Origin of the sequence: Klebsiella oxytoca (genome assembly GCF_009707385.1) — a bacterium.
GTDB lineage: Bacteria > Pseudomonadota > Gammaproteobacteria > Enterobacterales > Enterobacteriaceae > Klebsiella > Klebsiella oxytoca_C.
In genome coordinates this window covers 1,997,509-2,015,769 of sequence record NZ_CP046115.1, presented here as the reverse complement: position 1 = coordinate 2,015,769, position 18,261 = coordinate 1,997,509, and the positions used below count along the sequence as shown (strand labels likewise).

The 18,261-nt window shown below is 53.9% G+C and carries 15 protein-coding genes; 6 read left to right on the top strand and 9 right to left on the bottom strand.

Translation table 11 applies throughout. The annotated features are described in order from the left end of the window. Positions 1–22: 22 nt before the first annotated feature. Complete coding sequence (gene fabA, locus GJ746_RS09260) at positions 23–541, top strand: bifunctional 3-hydroxydecanoyl-ACP dehydratase/trans-2-decenoyl-ACP isomerase (RefSeq protein WP_154679933.1); 519 nt, start codon at positions 23–25, stop codon at positions 539–541. Between the two features lie 65 nt (positions 542–606). Here fabA and rmf read toward each other — a convergent pair whose 3' ends face one another. The 6 genes from rmf to rlmKL form a co-directional block, all read right to left on the bottom strand. Beyond that, on the bottom strand, positions 607–774 hold the full coding sequence (gene rmf / locus GJ746_RS09255; protein WP_154679932.1) for a ribosome modulation factor: 168 nt from the start codon (positions 772–774) through the stop codon (positions 607–609). A 255-nt stretch (positions 775–1,029) separates the two neighbouring features. Beyond that, the gene (pqiC, locus tag GJ746_RS09250) at positions 1,030–1,593 is read right to left on the bottom strand and encodes a membrane integrity-associated transporter subunit PqiC (protein WP_154679931.1); all 564 of its coding nucleotides are present in this window, start codon (positions 1,591–1,593) and stop codon (positions 1,030–1,032) included. Continuing rightward, a complete protein-coding gene (gene pqiB, locus GJ746_RS09245) occupies positions 1,593–3,230 on the bottom strand; it encodes an intermembrane transport protein PqiB (RefSeq protein WP_154679930.1) in 1,638 nt (545 codons plus the stop codon). Before pqiB ends, pqiC begins: the two co-directional genes overlap by 1 nt. Continuing rightward, positions 3,220–4,488 (bottom strand): membrane integrity-associated transporter subunit PqiA, encoded by a 1,269-nt coding sequence (gene pqiA / locus GJ746_RS09240; RefSeq protein WP_154679929.1) that lies wholly within the window; start codon positions 4,486–4,488, stop codon positions 3,220–3,222. Before pqiA ends, pqiB begins: the two co-directional genes overlap by 11 nt. Positions 4,489–4,502: 14 nt before the next feature. After that, positions 4,503–6,410, bottom strand: a complete 1,908-nt coding sequence (locus GJ746_RS09235) for an ABC transporter ATP-binding protein (RefSeq protein ID WP_154679928.1) — start codon at positions 6,408–6,410, stop codon at positions 4,503–4,505. A 12-nt stretch (positions 6,411–6,422) separates the two neighbouring features. Then, positions 6,423–8,528 carry a bifunctional 23S rRNA (guanine(2069)-N(7))-methyltransferase RlmK/23S rRNA (guanine(2445)-N(2))-methyltransferase RlmL gene (rlmKL, locus tag GJ746_RS09230; protein WP_154679927.1) on the bottom strand — a complete coding sequence of 702 codons (2,106 nt, stop codon included), beginning with the start codon at positions 8,526–8,528 and terminating at the stop codon, positions 6,423–6,425. Between the two features lie 98 nt (positions 8,529–8,626). On the opposite strand from rlmKL, the gene GJ746_RS09225 reads away from it, so the two are divergent. Beyond that, positions 8,627–9,736, top strand: coding sequence for a YcbX family protein (locus GJ746_RS09225; protein WP_154679926.1), 1,110 nt, complete (start codon positions 8,627–8,629; stop codon positions 9,734–9,736). Here the strand turns inward: GJ746_RS09225 and zapC are convergent. Next, positions 9,733–10,275 carry a cell division protein ZapC gene (zapC, locus tag GJ746_RS09220; RefSeq protein ID WP_154679925.1) on the bottom strand — a complete coding sequence of 181 codons (543 nt, stop codon included), beginning with the start codon at positions 10,273–10,275 and terminating at the stop codon, positions 9,733–9,735. The genes GJ746_RS09225 and zapC overlap by 4 nt on opposite strands. Before the next feature lie 168 nt (positions 10,276–10,443). Continuing rightward, positions 10,444–11,454, bottom strand: a complete 1,011-nt coding sequence (gene pyrD, locus GJ746_RS09215) for a quinone-dependent dihydroorotate dehydrogenase (protein ID WP_154679924.1) — start codon at positions 11,452–11,454, stop codon at positions 10,444–10,446. 248 nt (positions 11,455–11,702) lie between these two features. Here pyrD and ssuE point away from each other — a divergent pair, with 248 nt between their 5' ends. Genes ssuE through ssuB form a run of 3 tightly spaced genes read left to right on the top strand, consistent with a single transcriptional unit; the run spans position 11,703 to position 13,895 of the window. Continuing rightward, positions 11,703–12,278: an NADPH-dependent FMN reductase gene (gene ssuE / locus GJ746_RS09210; RefSeq protein ID WP_154679923.1), complete on the top strand. Its 576-nt coding sequence runs from the start codon at positions 11,703–11,705 to the stop codon at positions 12,276–12,278. Between the two features lie 55 nt (positions 12,279–12,333). After that, positions 12,334–13,125 (top strand): aliphatic sulfonate ABC transporter permease SsuC, encoded by a 792-nt coding sequence (gene ssuC, locus GJ746_RS09205; protein ID WP_154679922.1) that lies wholly within the window; start codon positions 12,334–12,336, stop codon positions 13,123–13,125. Beyond that, positions 13,122–13,895: an aliphatic sulfonates ABC transporter ATP-binding protein gene (gene ssuB / locus GJ746_RS09200; protein ID WP_154679921.1), complete on the top strand. Its 774-nt coding sequence runs from the start codon at positions 13,122–13,124 to the stop codon at positions 13,893–13,895. Before ssuC ends, ssuB begins: the two co-directional genes overlap by 4 nt. Before the next feature lie 65 nt (positions 13,896–13,960). Here the strand turns inward: ssuB and pepN are convergent, their stop codons facing one another. Continuing rightward, complete coding sequence (pepN, locus tag GJ746_RS09195; protein WP_154679920.1) at positions 13,961–16,576, bottom strand: aminopeptidase N; 2,616 nt, start codon at positions 16,574–16,576, stop codon at positions 13,961–13,963. A gap of 327 nt (positions 16,577–16,903) precedes the next feature. Here pepN and pncB point away from each other — a divergent pair, with 327 nt between their 5' ends. Next, positions 16,904–18,106 carry a nicotinate phosphoribosyltransferase gene (gene pncB / locus GJ746_RS09190; protein ID WP_154679919.1) on the top strand — a complete coding sequence of 401 codons (1,203 nt, stop codon included), beginning with the start codon at positions 16,904–16,906 and terminating at the stop codon, positions 18,104–18,106. Positions 18,107–18,261 lie beyond the last annotated feature (155 nt).

The window sequence follows — 18,261 nt, the reverse complement described above, 5'->3', positions numbered from 1 at the left end:
CAAAATAAGGCATACTGAAAACATGGTAGATAAACGCGAATCCTATACAAAAGAAGACCTTCTTGCCTCTGGTCGTGGTGAACTATTTGGTGCAAAAGGCCCGCAGCTGCCGGCACCAAGTATGCTGATGATGGACCGCGTCATCAAAATGACCGAAACCGGTGGTAACTACGATAAAGGGTATGTCGAAGCAGAGCTCGATATTAATCCCGATCTGTGGTTCTTCGGTTGCCACTTCATTGGCGATCCGGTAATGCCGGGCTGTCTCGGCCTGGATGCGATGTGGCAGCTGGTTGGCTTCTATCTGGGCTGGCTGGGCGGCGAAGGTAAAGGCCGTGCGTTAGGCGTGGGTGAAGTTAAGTTCACAGGTCAGGTACGACCAACGGCGAAGAAAGTGACCTATCGTATTCACTTTAAGCGCGTAGTTAACCGTCGACTGATTATGGGACTGGCAGATGGCGAAGTGCTGGTCGACGATCGTCTGATTTACACCGCGACCGATCTGAAAGTAGGCCTGTTCCAGGACACTTCTGCGTTCTGATAACTAACAACGCGTTATACAAGGCGAAGCCCCCGCGCAGCGGAGGCTTCTTTTTAAAGAGACAGTCAGGCAATTTGCACCCTGTCTTCCATGGCCTCTCGCCAGCCTCCTAGCCAATAAGACCTTTGGTTCAAGGTCTGGTAAGGACACATTTCCTTCGACCTTCCGGTCATACCGGCCTGGTATCCACGCTGATGTGCCCGTTCCAGACGATCTCGTTTTTGTCTCTTCATGCCTCGTTTCCCTCATTCTTTGATCTGGTGGAAAAGAAAACAATGGTCACTAAATGCGCAACCACGGTTAACGAATACCGCGAATCGAGGAAAGCGTCAATGCGCAAAATTCACGCCATTGTCATATTTGTGAGCTACATGTAAGTTCATTTGTACAAAAACTGTGAAGCAGCACAAGTAACAAATTGATGGAAAAACAAAAAAGCCGCTGCAATTTTCACTCTCGCAGCGGCTTTTTATTCTCATTAATTTTACTTATGGCAAGCGGTTAAGCTCGCTGGCAATCGCCGTTGCTTCCTGGGTCCAGGCCTGAGCTAACGTTTTCACCATCGCATCATAGCCATCACCTTGCTGCTTAAGCTCAATATGGAAAGGTCGCTTAATCAACTGCCCTTGATGCTTCAGCAGCCACTCTCCGCTGACGATCGCCCGCCCATCGTAGCGGCCGTGAAAACCGCTTACGGAAACGTTGAGCGTATCCTGATCGCTACCCAGCGGTTGAGAAGCAACAACCCAACCCGGCAGCTGGTTACTAAGGTTCGCCACCAGCGTGGTTCTCAGCTGCTGATCGAGCGGGCTGGCCCATAGATTATTTTTCGCTATCACATACTGAACATCGGTAGTCTGATAAACCACCCCGTTACCAGCCAGATAGTCAGGAATGCTAACCTGCTCGACCCAAAGTAAATGTCTGCTGTGGTGGGCGGCGCTTTGCGCGCTACCCTGTGCTACAGGAAGCTGATAGTAAGTTTTACTCTCACCGCCGCTGCTGCATGCCGTCAGCGCGCACACCGCCGCCGCTATTAGCCACTTCTTCATTATTTCGCTCCCTTCGGCTGCGGATCTTTTTTATCCTTCGCCTCAAATACCAGCGCATTGCTCTTATCATTAAGCGTTTTCAGTACCGGCTGCAGTTCACGTAGAACCTGGTCAAGACGCTGCATATCCGCAACCATCTTATTGTATGCCGCAGAACCCGGCTGGAAGCCCTGCATGCTACGATTAAGTTCACGCAACGTATTCTGCATATCGCCCGGCAGCTGCTGCATTGACTGACTTGAGGTGATCTTATTCAGACTATCCAGCGTTGCCTGCACGTGCTGCATCGTTTTTTCACTTTGCGCCAGCGTACTGGTAGCCTGCTCCAGTAGCGGATTAATTGGCAGATTATTAATTTTATCCAATGCATCCATCAGGCGCTGCTGGATCTGCGCCAGACCGCCACTCACGGTTGGAATAATCGGATAACCGCCAAACTCCTGGATCTTGCCGCGTACCGGGGCTTTCGGATAGAAGTCGAGATCGATGTACAGCGCTCCGGTCACCAGGTTACCGGTTTTAAGCGAGCCGCGTAGTCCGCGATTCATTAGATCATCGATATGCTTACGAATGTCAGGATCGGCGCCTAATTGATTGATCAGGCGTTCTGGCTCAATTCGCACTTCAACCGGGATACGGTAATCATCATTTATGTTCTGCTTGAGACCTGGAATAAAGAACGGTACCTTGCCCACGGTTCCAAGACGGATACCGCGGAACTCAACCGGCGCGCCGGGCTGCAGACCGCGAATCGAATCTTTAAAGAACATCACGTAGTCGATGTGTTGGGTAAACACCGAATCCTGAATGCTTCGTTGATCGTCAAACAGATGATATTCGGTTTTATTTGCCACCGGCTCCCCTAGCGGCAGCCCTTCAGGAATATCAAAGCTGACGCCGCCGCCAAACAGCGTCGACAGCGATCCCATTTCAACCCGCATGCCCGCCGCGGTCAGATCCACCGCTATACCGCTGTCCTTCCAGAAGCGCACGTTATTAGTGACCAGGCGATCGTTAGGCGCGCTAATAAACAGCTGATAGGTGATGTTGCGTTTTTGCGCATCGAAGGTGCTGGTTTCGACAGAGCCCACGCGATAGCCGCGAAAGAGCACCGGGTCGCCGGGTGACAGCTGGCCCGCTTTGCTGCTTTCCAGCAGAATGCGAATGCCTTTTGCATCGGGAGATGCCAGCGGCGGTGAATCCAGTAGAGGATACTGCGCAGGGACAGAGCCTTTGGTACCCGGCTGTAGTTCGATATAGGCGCCGGACAATAACGTCCCCAGGCCGCTAATTCCTTCACGACCTACCTGTGGTTTAACTACCCAAAAAACGGAATCCTGGTGCAGCAATTTTTCCATACCTGAATTGAGTCGGGCCTTAATTTCCACGTGATTCAGGTCATCAGTCAGGGTCGCGCTTTCAATAACGCCGACATCCACGCTGCGGCTTTTGATTCGGGTTTTCCCCCCTTCAATTCCTTCAGCGTTGGTCGTAATCAGGGTCACTTCCGGTCCCTGATGGCTGTAATGATAAAAAAGAATCCATGCGCCGATAAGCGCCGTGACTATCGGGAAGATCCATACCGGTGACCAGTTCTTCACCTTTTGCACTTTCGCTTCTCCGCTCTTATTTTCCATGCTGCAGTCTTTCCTCATGGCTTGAATCTGGCTCACGATCCCACAATAAACGTGGGTCAAAGGTCATGGCCGAAAACATTGTCATCACGACGACCAGGGCAAACATCACCGCTCCTATCGCCGGATAGATATTCATTAATCCACCTATGCGCACCAGAGCCGAGAGTACCGCGATGACAAACACATCAATCATTGACCAGCGGCCAACAAACTCGACGACTTCATAAATCAGATGCATGCGCTCCGAGTCATGCTCTCCTTTGCCGCTGGCGTTCCAGCATAACCAACCGATAGCAATCATTTTTAACGTTGGTACCATAATACTGGCGATAAATATCACCATTGCTACCGGATATGATCCCTCACTCCACAGCAGGATCACCCCCGCCATAATAGTAGAAGGCATTTTATCACCCAGCAGATCGGTGATCATGATAGGCAAAATATTGGCAGGCATATACAGGAGCAGCGAGGTTATTAACAGCGCCATCGTCCACTGCAGGCTGTTTTTCCGTCGCGCGGTACCCTTTGTGTGACAGCGCGGGCAGATGGCTTCATCAACGGGTAAAACTGCCGTACAGCATGAACATGAACGCAGCCCCTGACGCAGCCCGGAAACGCCGACTTTCAGCGGCTGCCGGACAGGCGGCATTGGCGCAATATCATCCCATAGCCAACGGCGATCCACGCACTGAAATGCCCTCAGCTGTAAGATGCAGAACATGCACCAGGGAACAAAGCTCAGGCCAATGCCAATATCACCATAAGCCATTAGCTTCACGAAACTTACCAGAACCCCGGCGAGAAAAATTTCCGCCATTCCCCAGGTTTTAAGGTGAAACAGGATCCGCGCCAGAAACGCCTTTAGCCCCGAAGGCATGCGTACCCGATTAACCAGCAGAAGTATGGTGACCAGGCAGAACGCCGGCACCAGCTGTACGAAAAGTAAAAAGAAAGTACCGAGGCTGGCGTAATCCTCGGTAAAGAGCACGTCTGGAATCTCCAGAAGTTCGATTTCGCTACTGATCCCCCCAACCTTCATGTAGATGAAGGGAAACAGATTGGCCAGCAGCAGCATAAACAACGCGACCAGCGCATAGGCCGTGGGACGCTGCCGGGGCGCGTCCCATGACGTTGTTAATGTCGTTCCGCAACGCGGACACGTAGCTTTCTGGCGATGCTCCAGCTGCGGCAAAGCCACCAGCAGATCACATTGTCGACACAAAATATGCCGCGCAGCATGATGATGATCGCACATGAAAACTCCTCAGCTTATGCGCCGTTTTTTAATCCTTCGAGATATTCCCAGCGTTCGAAGGCGGTTTCCAGCGCCTGCTCCGCTTCACTTAGCTGCGCCAGAACCTGCTGAGTATGATCATGCGACTGACCAAAGAAAGAAGGATCGGCAACCTGCTCCTGCAAATTCTCCAGTTGAGCCTCAAGTTCTTCCAGCTTCTGCGGCAGCTGTTCCAACTCGCGCTGCAGGTTATAGCTTAGTTTACCAGCGGCACGCTTAACACTTTCTGCTTTCGGTTGAGCAACTTCAACGCTCTTTTTGGCAACCGGCTGCTTTTGCGCCAGATACTGCGCCTGCTGGCCGCGGGCGTCATGGTAGCCGCCTACGTATTGGCCAATTTTCCCCTCGCCTTCGAAGATCCAACACTCAGTTACCGTGTTGTCAACAAACTGACGGTCGTGGCTAACCAGCATTACGGTTCCTTGATAGCCATCAACAAGTTCTTCCAGCAGTTCCAGCGTTTCAACATCCAGATCGTTTGTCGGTTCATCGAGAATCAACAGGTTACTAGGCTTGAGGAACAGGCGCGCCAGCAGCAGGCGGTTACGCTCGCCGCCGGACAGCGCGCGCACTGGCGTCATTGCGCGTTTCGGATGGAACATAAAGTCCTGCAAATAACCCAGAACATGGCGCGGCTTGCCGTTCACCATCACTTCCTGTTTACCTTCCGCGAGGTTGTCCATTACCGTTTTGTCTGGATCAAGCTCCGCGCGGTGCTGGTCGAAATAAGCGACCTCCAGCTTGGTCCCCACGTGAATGCGCCCGCTATCCGCCTGCAGTTGACCGAGCATCAGCTTCAGCAGCGTGGTTTTCCCGCAGCCGTTAGGGCCGATCAGCGCAATCTTGTCGCCGCGCTGGATTTGGGCGGTGAAATCCTTAACCAGTACCTTGCCATCAACCTGATAGTTGACGTTCTCCATTTCGAAGACAATCTTGCCAGAACGCGCGGCCTCTTCGACCTGCATCTTTGCGCTACCCATCACTTCCCGGCGCTCGCCGCGCTCGCGACGCATGGCTTTTAACGCCCGCACGCGTCCTTCATTACGGGTTCGACGGGCCTTGATCCCCTGGCGGATCCACACCTCTTCCTGCGCCAGTTTGCGATCGAACTCCGCGTTCTGTAATTCTTCAACCCGCAGCGCTTCTTCTTTATCCAGCAGATACTGATCGTAGTTGCCCGGATAGGTCACCAGCTTGCCGCGATCGAGATCGACAATTCGCGTCGCCATATTGCGAATAAAAGAACGGTCGTGCGAAATAAATATAATGGTGCCTTTGAACATCTTCAGGAAACTTTCCAGCCAGTCGATGGTTTCAATATCGAGGTGGTTAGTCGGTTCATCGAGCAGCAGCACGCGCGGACCGCTGACCAGCGCTCGGCCGAGGGCCGCTTTACGCAGCCAGCCGCCGGAAAGCGAGGAAAGCTCAGCGTTGGCATCGAGATTAAGCTGTTCCAGCACTTCATTAATACGGCTATCGAGCTGCCACAGCCCTAAATTATCCAGCTGTTCCTGAAGGCGCGCCAGTTCATTGAGATTCTTGTCGCTCGGATCGGTCATCACCAGCTGGGAAACATCGTGATATGCCTTGAGGTAAGCAGCTTGTTCCGCAATACCTTCCGCCACAAAGTCATAAACGGTTCCGGTAACATCACGCGGTGGATCCTGCTGCAAACGTGCGACAACCAGATCCTGCTCATAGATAATGCGCCCGTCATCAAGCCCCTGTTCACGATTGAGGATCTTCATCAGGGTCGATTTGCCCGCGCCATTGCGCCCAACCAGGCAGACTCGTTCGTTATCTTCGATATGCAGTTCAGCATTATCCAGCAGCGGCGCATCGCTGAAAGAGAGCCAGGCGCCGTGCATACTAATTAAAGACATTCTTTATTCCTTTCAGGCTGCGGTAATCAGCCAGCAGTTGTGGATCTGACGGTTGCGGGCAAAATCCTGAGACAGCGTTTTTTGCGTGATCTCCTGCGCCTTCAGGCCAAGATTAGCCAGCCCGTCATGATCCATACGGAAACCGCGTTTGTTGTTCGAGAACATAATCGTGCCGCCTTTACGCAGCAGACGTTTTAAATCGGTCATCAGACGCAAATGATCGCGCTGAACGTCAAACGCATCGTCCATGCGTTTGGAGTTAGAGAAGGTTGGCGGATCGATAAAGATCAGGTCGAACTGTTCGGTCGTCTCGCGCAGCCAGCCCAGCACATCGGCCTGCATCAGGCGATGCGCGCGACCGGTTAAACCATTGAGACGCAGGTTGCGTTCAGCCCATTCTAGATAGGTACGCGACATATCAACCGTGGTGGTGGAACGCGCGCCGCCAAGGCCCGCGTGTACGCTGGCGCTGCCGGTATAAGAGAACAGGTTGAGGAAATCTTTGCCTTTACTCATCTGCCCCAGCATGCGGCGAGCGATGCGGTGATCGAGGAACAGCCCGGTATCCAGATAGTCGGTCAGGTTGACCCACAGACGTGCGTTATACTCCTGCACCTCGATGAATTCCCCTTTTTCACCCATTTTCTGGTACTGGTTTTTACCTTTCTGACGCTCGCGGGTTTTCAACACCAGCTTGTTCGGCGCAATTCCCAGCACGGCAATGGTGGCGGCGATAATATCAAACAGGCGCTGACGGGCTTTGTGCGCGTCGACGGTTTTCGGCGGCGCATACTCCTGCACCACGACCCAATCGGCGTAGCGGTCGATAGCAACGTTGTACTCCGGGAGGTCGGCATCATACAGGCGATAGCATTCAATCCCTTCCTGACGCGCCCACTTCTCATATTTTTTCAGGTTTTTACGCAGGCGGTTGGCGAAATCTTCCGCCAGCATGGCGGTTTTACCGCCTTCGTTTTCCGCCAGGTGGTAGTTCTTCTGTACGCAGTCGAGCGGGCCGTTTTTAGCTTTAAATTGCTTATCGGCGCGCAGCTGCAGGCAGCTCAGCAGATCCGGCGAGGCGCTAAACAGCGACAGATTCCAGCCGCCAAACTGATTTTTCATAATCCGCCCCAGCAGGCTATGCAGGGCAATCAGCGCCGGTTCACTCTCCAGACGTTCGCCGTAAGGAGGGTTGCTAATCACCGTGCCGTAAGGGCCTTTTGGTAACGGGTTGCTCAGCTGGGCGACATCTTTCACTTCGAAGGTAATCAGTTCACCAATACCGGCGCGGCGGGCGTTGCGCTGCGCGCGTTCGATAACGCGAGCGTCAACGTCAGAACCATAAAAGCGCGACTCATACCCCGCCAGTCCCTGACGGGCGCGGGTTTGCGCTTCGGCTTTCACCTCTTTCCAGATAGCATCGTCATGCTGCGCCCAGCCGCCGAATCCCCAATGGCCGCGGTGTAAGCCCGGAGCGCGATCGGTAGCCAGCATCGCCGCTTCAATCAGCAGCGTGCCGGAACCGCACATCGGATCCAGCAGCGGCGTCCCCGCAGCCCAGCCGGAACGCATCACAATGGCCGCCGCCAGGTTTTCTTTGATGGGCGCCATACCGGTGCCATCACGGTAGCCGCGCAGGTGCAGACCCTCGCCGCTGAGATCTAAAGAAATATGCGCTGTCTCTTTATTCAGCCAGACGTTAATACGCAGATCGGGATTTTCGCGATCGACGTTGGGGCGCGGCAGATTTTTGCGCGTGAAGCTGTCGACAATGGCGTCTTTAACTTTTAACGCTCCGTACTGGCTGTTACGAATCTCTTCGTTCAGCCCGCTAAAATGCACGGCAAAAGTGGCATCCTGGGTGAAAATCTCCGTCCATGGGATAGCCTGTACGCCAAGATACAGATCCAGATCGCTGTATACGCTGCACTGTCCCAGCGGCAGCATAATCCGCGACGCCAGCCGGCTCCACATCAGGCTTTGATACAGCAGCCGCGTATCTCCCTGAAAATGGACCCCGCCCTGGACCAACTGGCAGTCCACCGCGCCCAGCCCTTCCAGTTCAGTTTTTAACAGCTCTTCCAGACCACGAGCCGTGCTGGCAAACAGAGAATTCATATCGTCACTTTTACTAAAAGAAAATTGGTGCGCATTATAGCCAATATGCGCCCCATGTCATAAAGTTAAAGGCTTATTTTTAAAGCCAGGGGCAGCGTATGGTAACGCTTTCGCGTCTTTTCATTCATCCCGTCAAATCAATGAGGGGAATTGGCCTGAGCCACGCTTATGCGGACATTAGCGGGTTGGCCTTCGATCGTATATTTATGCTGACGGAAACCGATGGCACCTTCATTACCGCCCGTCAGTTTCCGCAAATGGTCAAGTTTACTCCCGCGCCGCTCCATGATGGTCTGCATCTCACCGCGCCGGACGGCAGCAGCGCGATGGTTCGCTTTAGCGATTTCGCCGCCCGACAGGAGCCGACGGAAGTCTGGGGCAACCATTTTACCGCCCTGATTGCTCCTCCAGCGATTAACCAGTGGCTAAGCGGGTTCTTTAACCGCAGCGTTCAGCTCCGCTGGCTGGGGCCGCAGCTAAGCCGCCGGGTCAACCATCACGATGCCGTCCCTCTCTCCTTTGCCGACGGATTTCCCTATCTGCTGGCTAATGAAGCTTCGCTGCGCGACCTGCAAAAGCGCTGTCCAGCCAGCGTAAGCATAGAACAGTTTCGCCCAAATCTGCTGGTGACCGGCGCAGCGGCCTGGGAGGAAGATACGTGGAAAGTGGTACGCATCGGCGAAGTCATTTTTGATGTCGTTAAACCGTGCAGCCGCTGTGTATTTACTACCGTCAGCCCGGAGCGAGGACAAAAACATCCGGCGGGTGAACCTTTAACCACACTGCAGGGATTCCGCACGGCGCTGGATAACGGTGACGTCGATTTCGGCCAGAATCTTATTGCGCGAAATAGCGGCGTGGTCCGCGTAGGCGATGAATTAGAAGTGCTGGCCCGCGGCCCGGCGAAGGCTTACGGCGCTGGAGCCAGCGACAATACGCTGGTGCCGGAAGCTCAGCAAAACGCGACGGTGGAAATTGAGTGGCAGGGGATAAGTTTCACCGGCAATAACCAGCAAATATTGCTGGAACAGCTGGAGCAACAGGGTATTCGCATCCCTTACTCTTGCCGGGCGGGAATTTGCGGCAGCTGTCGCATCCGGCTGGAAGAAGGGGAAGTCAGCGCGCTGAAGAAAAACGCGGTAGCCGCAGATGGCACCATTTTATGCTGTAGCTGCGTGCCAAAAACCGCAGTGAGGCTGGCGCCTTAAACTGCCTGACCCAGGCTGAAGCTGGCGACTCCGGGCGCCGGCTGCAGCCGGTCGTTCATAATTTTAATCACATCACCCAGCTGCATTACTCGCCCGGCAAGCGTCAGGCCAGGCTGCGCTAACAGGCACAGCGCGGCGTTTTCCCCGGGTTCAACCACCAGCAGATTGACCTGCTGACCGGTATCGCTGAGCCATGCGCTGGCGGCATCACCTGTACCGGGCTGCCAGCTCTCTTCATGCGTATTGAAATGCCAGCTTTTCGGCATCTGCGGCTTAAGAAAACGAATGGCGACCAGCGCATTGAGCACTAACTCAGCTCGCTGCTCCTTTGATAATTCGAGATCGCGGCATTTTTCTTCAAAAGAAAAGTAAAGCGCGGCGTCATCAACGCAAAATCCGGAAGGCGTGAAGGCGTCGGGCGTCAACATCCGGCGGGCAAAACGAGACCTGAATAACATGCCATTGGCCAAATCGAGCATCATGCGATCGTGCTCGTCATCGTAATACCAGCGCCAGTTATCGTCAGGTTTAATTCGCATTTCTACCCCCGTCCTCTTCCACTTCCATCTGTAATAAACAGGTAAACTGCTACAGAATATTTCCAAAATTAAGAAAAGACTAAAATGTCTAAATAAGCAACAATGAAGGAATATAAAACAACCAGGGCTATAAATAAAGCCCTGGTGGAGTATCAGAAGGGGAAAAGATTAGATATGGGTAACAATTTCTTTAATCAGCGGCGGACCTTTAAAAATAAATCCGGAATAAATCTGTACCAGCGTCGCCCCGGCGGCTAACTTTTCGCGGGCCGCAATCACCGAGTCAATACCGCCGACTCCGATAATTGGCAAACGGCCACCTAATTCCGCTGACAGCATGCGAATAATTTCCGTACTTTTTAGCTGCAGCGGGCGCCCGCTTAAGCCACCGGTTTCATCGCAATGTTTCATCCCCTGAACCAGCGAGCGATCCAAAGTTGTATTGGTAGCAATTACGCCATCTATATTATGCCGAACTAAACTGTCAGCAACCTGGATCAATTCTTCGACGGAAAGATCCGGAGCGATCTTGACTGCCACTGGAACATATTTCTGATGCTTTTCTTGTAACTCACGTTGCTTATTTTTAATACCAGAAAGCAAATCATCAAGCGCATCGCCATACTGTAAAGTACGCAACCCCGGAGTATTCGGTGAGGAAATATTAATGGCGATATATCCGGCATAAGCATAGATTTTTTCCATACAAATCAGATAATCATCTTTGCCCTGCTCTACCGGTGTATCTTTATTCTTACCAATATTAATACCCAGAATACCGTCAAAATGCGCCTTTTTTACGTTCTCCACCAGGTTATCGACACCATGGTTATTAAAGCCCATGCGATTGATCAAACCTTCGGCATCAACCAGACGGAAGATCCTTGGCTTATCGTTGCCTGGCTGTGGACGCGGCGTCACGGTGCCAATTTCTATGGAACCAAAACCCATGGCTCCGAGCGCATCAATACACTCGCCGTTTTTGTCCAGCCCGGCGGCCAGGCCCAGCGGGTTTTTAAATGTGAGTCCCATACAGGTCACCGGCCTCGCCGGCACCTTCTGGCGAATCAGCATTTCCAGCGGGGTACCCGAAACACGGCGTAGCTGTTGAAAAGTAACTTCATGAGCGCGCTCAGGATCGAGCTGAAAAAGGGCTTTACGAACGAAGGGGTAGTACATGAACTCTCCTGGATTCCCGGTGTGCAAACCGGGGGCGTATTATGTGCGATCCACCCCGGAAAGGGAATTGACCTACGACAAAAAATCTTACCTCCAACGCAAACGTTTACTTTTCTTGCCCTCGTTATGCGCTTTCTGACAATCCAACGTCGGATAAATCATTTAGGGAAATAAAAACGCTCTGTCACACTGCGGCTAAATGTTATCAATTATAGATAAATGAAAATATTTAGTTATAAGGAGAGAATATGCGCGTCATCACACTTGCGGGCAGCCCGCGTTACCCATCGCGTTCAAGCGCGCTTCTGGAATATGCCAGAGAGACGCTCTCCGCAGCGGACATTGAGGTCTGCCACTGGCATCTGCAAAATTTTGATCCTGAAGACCTGCTGTATGCACGCTTTGATAATCCGGCCCTCCATGCGCTGAATGAGCAGCTTGCCAGCGCCGATGGGCTGATTATTGCCACGCCTGTTTATAAAGCTTCTTTTTCCGGCGCGCTGAAGACTCTGCTCGACCTGCTGCCAGAGCGCGCGCTCGAAGGCAAGATCGTTCTGCCGTTGGCCACCGGCGGAACCATCGCCCATATGCTGGCGGTGGATTACGCCTTAAAACCGGTACTCAATGCGTTGAAAGCCCAGGAGATCCTTCATGGCGTCTTCGCCGATGATAGTCAGGTCACTGATTATCAACATAAACCACAATTTACTCCCAGTCTGCAGGGCCGCCTTGATCTGGCGCTCGAGACCTTCTGGCAGGCGCTGCACCGTCCCAGTAGCCGCGCGCCGGCGCTGAAAACATTACAGCGGGTTGAGCATGTATAAAGGCAAGCGTTGACGCCCGTCCCGGCCAAAACGATTGAAGAATAAGGAGCGCTTAATGGCGACGCTTTCACAAAAATTACTGATCCGCGCGGCCCCCTGGCTTTTGCCAGTCGGTAGCGTGATCGTCTGGCAGTTTGCCTCCTCCGTTGGTTGGTTATCCACCCGGATTTTGCCATCGCCGGAAGGGGTACTTAAAGCCTTCTGGACGCTGTCCGCCAGCGGCGAGCTATGGCAGCATCTGGCCATCAGCTCGTGGCGGGCGCTTATAGGTTTTAGTATCGGCGGTTCCATTGGCCTGGTTCTCGGTCTTATCAGCGGTCTGTCGCGCTGGGGTGAACGCCTGCTGGATACCTCTATTCAGATGCTACGCAACGTACCGCATCTCGCGCTGATTCCGCTGGTTATCCTGTGGTTCGGCATCGATGAGAGCGCCAAAATTTTCCTCGTGGCGCTGGGCACCATGTTCCCGATTTATATCAACACCTGGCACGGTATCCGTAACATTGACCAAGGACTGGTCGAGATGGCCCGGAGCTACGGTTTATCGGGTTTTGCTCTGTTTCGTCACGTGATCCTGCCGGGTGCCCTGCCCTCTATTATGGTCGGCATTCGTTTTGCGCTCGGCCTGATGTGGTTAACGCTGATCGTTGCCGAGACCATCTCTGCTAACGCCGGTATCGGCTATCTGGCGATGAACGCCCGCGAGTTCCTGCAGACCGATGTCGTGGTCGTCGCCATCATTCTTTACGCTATTCTCGGCAAACTGGCCGACTTCAGCGCCCAGCTGCTTGAACGCGTCTGGCTGCGCTGGAATCCGGCTTATCACCTTCAGGAGGCCAACGCATGACCACCGCGCGTCTTAATCCGGGGATCCCACTGTTGCTAAACGGCGTCAGCAAGCGTTACGGCAGCAAAACAATTCTCAATGAACTCGATCTTCATATTCCCACCGGGCAATTTGTCGCGGTAGTCGGGCGCAGCGGCGGAGGGAAAAGTACTCTGCTGCGGCTGCTGGCAGGTCTGGAAAAGCCCAACGCTGGTCAACTGCTGGCTGGTTCGACGCCGCTGGCGCAAATTCAGGACGATACCCGGATGATGTTTCAGGATTCTCGTCTGCTGCCGTGGAAAACGGTAATCGATAATGTCGGCCTCGGGCTGAAAGGCCAGTGGCGCGAAGCCGCGCTCAAGGCGCTGGCGAGCGTCGGTCTTGAGGATCGTGCCGATGAATGGCCCGCCGCGCTTTCCGGCGGACAAAAGCAACGGGTAGCGCTGGCTCGCGCGTTAATTCATCGTCCCGGATTATTATTGCTTGATGAGCCGCTGGGCGCGCTGGATGCGCTCACTCGTCTGGAAATGCAGGATCTGATCGTGTCGCTATGGCAGGAGCAGGGATTTACCGTCCTGCTGGTCACCCACGATGTCAGCGAAGCGGTGGCAATGGCCGATCGCGTTTTGCTGATTGAAGAGGGAAAAATAGGTCTGGATCTACTGGTGGATATTCCACGCCCACGGCGCACGGGCTCGGCGAAGCTGGCTGAGCTGGAAGCGGAAGTACTGAACCGGGTAATGCAGCGCGGCAAGAATGAATCCTCGCCACGCTTAGTGAGCCACGGTTAACGACTGCGACGTTCCCCCGCTCGCGCTGCGCATAGCGGGGCTACAGGTTTGAACTCGTGCTGGCGTTACGCCAGCGCTTTGCTGATTTTCTCGAACAGATCGCCGGAAAGATTTTCCAGACCTTTCAGCTGCTCCAGCGCCCCGCGCATCAGCGCCTGACGCTTCTCGTCATAACGTTTCAGACGGATCAGCGGCTCAATCAGACGCGAAGCAACCTGCGGATTGCGGCTGTTCAGTTCAGTTAACATCTCGACCAGGAACTGATAACCGCTACCGTCTTGCGCGTGGAACGCCGCCGGATTGCTGCCGGCAAAAGCGCCAATCAGAGAACGGATGCGGTTCGGGTTACCCATGCTAAACGAGCGATGGTTTAACAGGCCACGAACCGTCTCCAGTACGTTATCAGCCGGGCTGGTAGACTGCAGAATGAACCATTTATCCATCACCAGGCCGTCCTGATGCCATTTGTCGTCATACTCCTGCATCAGCGTATCGCGGCACGGCAGCTGCGCCGCGACTGCTGCAGACAGCGCCGCCAGCGCATCGGTCATATTGTCGGCATGATGATACTGCGCGCTCACCAGTCTGTCCGCCAGCTCTGCATCGCCAAACGCAAGATAACGCAGGCAGGTGTTACGCAGAGAACGCTTGCCGATATCGGCATGCTCAACGCGGTAGCTATCGAGCTTGTTAGCGTTGTAAACCACCAGGAACTCGTCCGCCAGCTCTTTCGCCAGCGTGCGGGTCAGCGCCTCACGCACTGCGGCAATAGCGATCGGATCGATAATCGCGAACAGTTCGGCGATTTCGTTGGCCGAAGGCAGGGTCAGGATCTCCGCCGCCAGCGCTGGGTCGATCTTCTCATCCAGCAGAATCGCCCGGAAGGCATCGGCGACGTGGATCGGCAGCGACAGCGGCTGCCCCTGCTGGTGGCGATTAACGTTGAGTTTGATATAGGTCGCCAGCAGGCTCTGCGCGGCGTCCCAGCGGGAGAAATCATTGCGCGCGTGACGCATCAGGAACGTTAGCTGCTGATCGCTCCATTTGTACTCCAGCTTGACCGGCGCGGAGAACTCGCACAGCAGCGCAGGTACCGGCTGGAAGTAGACGTTGTCAAAAACAAAGGTCTGCTCCGCCTGGGTCACATTCAGCACGTGATGCACCGGATGACCGCCTTTCTGCAGCGGAATCACTTTACCTTCGTTATCGTAAAGCTCGATATCGAATGGAATATGCAGAGGCAGCTTTTCCGCCTGTTCAGAAGTTGGCGGCGTGCGCTGGCTGACGGTCAGGGTGTACTGTTCCGTTTCCGGATTGTAGTCATCATGGACGGTGACGATCGGCGTACCGGACTGACTATACCAGCGGCGGAAGTGGGAAAGATCAACATTGGAAGCGTCTTCCATCGCCTGGACAAAATCATCACAGGTCGCGGCGCTGCCGTCGTGGCGTTCAAAATAGAGCTGCATTCCTTTCTGGAAATTCTCTTCGCCCAGCAGGGTATGCAGCATGCGGATCACTTCCGCGCCCTTCTCATACACCGTCAGGGTGTAGAAGTTATTCATTTCAATCACGCTGTCCGGGCGAATCGGATGCGCCATCGGGCTGGCGTCTTCGGCGAACTGCAGGCCGCGCATGGTACGCACGTTATTAATGCGGTTGACCGCGCGTGAGCCGAGGTCGGAGCTGAACTCCTGATCGCGGAAAACGGTCAGGCCCTCTTTCAGGCTAAGCTGGAACCAGTCGCGGCAGGTGACGCGGTTGCCAGTCCAGTTATGGAAATATTCGTGACCAATAACGCGCTCAATATCCAGATAGTCTTTATCGGTTGCGGTATCGGTACGCGCCAGCACGTATTTAGAGTTAAAGACGTTAAGCCCTTTGTTCTCCATCGCGCCCATGTTAAAGAAATCGACGGCGACAATCATATAGATGTCGAGGTCGTACTCGAGACCAAAGCGGGTTTCATCCCACTTCATCGAGTTTTTCAGCGAAGTCATCGCCCACGGCGCGCGGTCAAGGTTGCCGCGGTCAACGTATAGTTCCAGCGCGACGTCACGCCCTGAGCGGGTTTTGAAGGTATCACGCAGAACGTCGAAATCACCGGCCACCAGCGCAAACAGGTAACAAGGTTTTGGGAACGGATCCTGCCACTGGATCCAGTGGCGACCATTTTCCAGCTCGCCCTGCGCGGCGCGGTTACCGTTGGAGAGCAGGAACGGGTATTTTGCTTTGTCAGCGATGATTTTGGTGGTGAAACGCGCCAGAACGTCCGGGCGATCCAGGTACCAGGTGATATGGCGAAAACCTTCCGCTTCGCACTGGGTACATAGCGCTTCGCCTGACTGATACAGCCCTTCCAGCGCGGTATTAGCCGCCGGGCTGATTTCGTTGACGATGGTGAGGGTGAAATGTTCTGGCAACTCGCCAATCACTAGCTGGTTATTTTCTTCTTTATAGTCGTTCCAGGGTTGTCCGTTAACCTTGAGAGAGACCAGCGTCAGGTCTTCGCCATCCAGACGCAATGGCACATCAGGCGTAGCCGAATGGCGGGAGACCTTGCTCTCAGCCGTCACAACGGTTTTCGCGGCATCCAGGTCAAAGGTCAAATCGATATCGCTAATCAGATACTCCGGCGCACGGTAGTCATGGCGGTATTTGGCTTGGGGCTGTTGTGTCATAAAGAACCTTTAGCATGTCCTGTAAAGTGTTGACTCAGTCTATTCCTGTTGCGTAAATCTCGCTATGCAGAATCTTCATCTTTTCAATGCTAAACATGAAAATTGCTACATTTTGATAACACCAGAGGCACGAAATGCGCTCGACCAGGCGCAAAGCTTGTGGTGTGATGCGTGTTCAATATATTAAACTAGGCCTCGCAAATGACCGTTAGCGTCGCCATCAGCCGTCGCCGCGGGACAGAGTCGGGTATTACAGGTATACTCCGCCTCCTTTTACCGCTTTGGTTTTGATGGAAACGCTCCAGTGAGAGGATGCTACTGCGCACCATGACCCAATTCACTTCTCCTGTACTGCACTCGCTGCTTGATACGGATGCCTATAAGCTGCATATGCAGCAGGCTGTCTTCCACCGCTACAATGACGTACAGGTCGCGGCGGAGTTCCGCTGCCGTGGGGACGATTTGCTCGGCATCTACGCCGATGCGATTCGCGAGCAGGTTGAGACGATGAGCGACCTGAAGCTGCAGGACGATGAATATCACTGGTTGTCGAGCCTGCCCTTCTTTGCGCAAGACTATCTCGACTGGCTGCGCAACTTCCGCTACGACCCTCGCCAGGTTACCGTCATCAATGACAACGGCAAGCTTAATATCCGTCTGTCCGGGCCATGGCTTGAAGTCATTATGTGGGAAGTCCCGCTGCTGGCGGTGATAAGCGAGCTGGTGCACCACTATCGCTCACCGGAAGCCGGCGTCGAGCTCGCGCTGGACACGCTTGAACATAAGCTGACTGATTTCAGCCGTCTCACTGCCGGTATGGATATGTCTGGCTTCCGCCTGATGGATTTCGGTACCCGCCGCCGCTTCTCGCGCGAGGTACAGCAGGCGATTGTTCAGCGCCTCCAGCAGGAAACCTGGTTTACCGGTACCAGCAACTACGATCTGGCGCGTCGCCTGGATCTTACGCCAATGGGCACCCAGGCGCATGAATGGTTCCAGGCACATCAACAAATTAGTCCGAATCTTGCCAGCAGCCAGCGCGCTGCCCTCGCGGCCTGGCTGGAAGAGTATCCCGATCGGTTAGGTATCGCTTTGACCGACTGCATTACGATGGACGCATTCCTTCGTGATTTTGGACCGGAGTTTGCGACCCGTTATCAGGGGCTGCGCCACGACTCCGGCGACCCGGTGGAATGGGGTGAGAAGGCTATCGCCCACTACAAGAAGCTGGGCATCGATCCGCTGAGCAAAGTGCTGGTATTTTCCGACAATCTCGATCTGAAGAAAGCGGTCGATTTATATCGCCACTTCTCATCGCAGGTAAATCTGAGCTTCGGTATCGGTACTCGTTTAACCTGCGATATCCCACAGGTAAAACCGCTGAATATCGTTATCAAGCTGGTAGAGTGCAACGGTAAGCCGGTGGCGAAACTTTCGGATAGTCCGGGTAAGACTATTTGCCACGATAAAGCCTTCGTACGCGCCCTGCGCAAGGCTTTCGATCTGCCGCCGATTAAAAAAGCCAGTTAAGTCTCGATGTAAAAATGCGTCCGCAGCAACGGACGCATTTTATTCGCCCCGGTTGTTCGCCCGGACAACATCGATCGTTAAGAGCCACGTTTTCGATGCCAAAAGACAGGCATGAGAGTCGAATCCACCTTAATATCAGACTCCAGGGCGGCAAA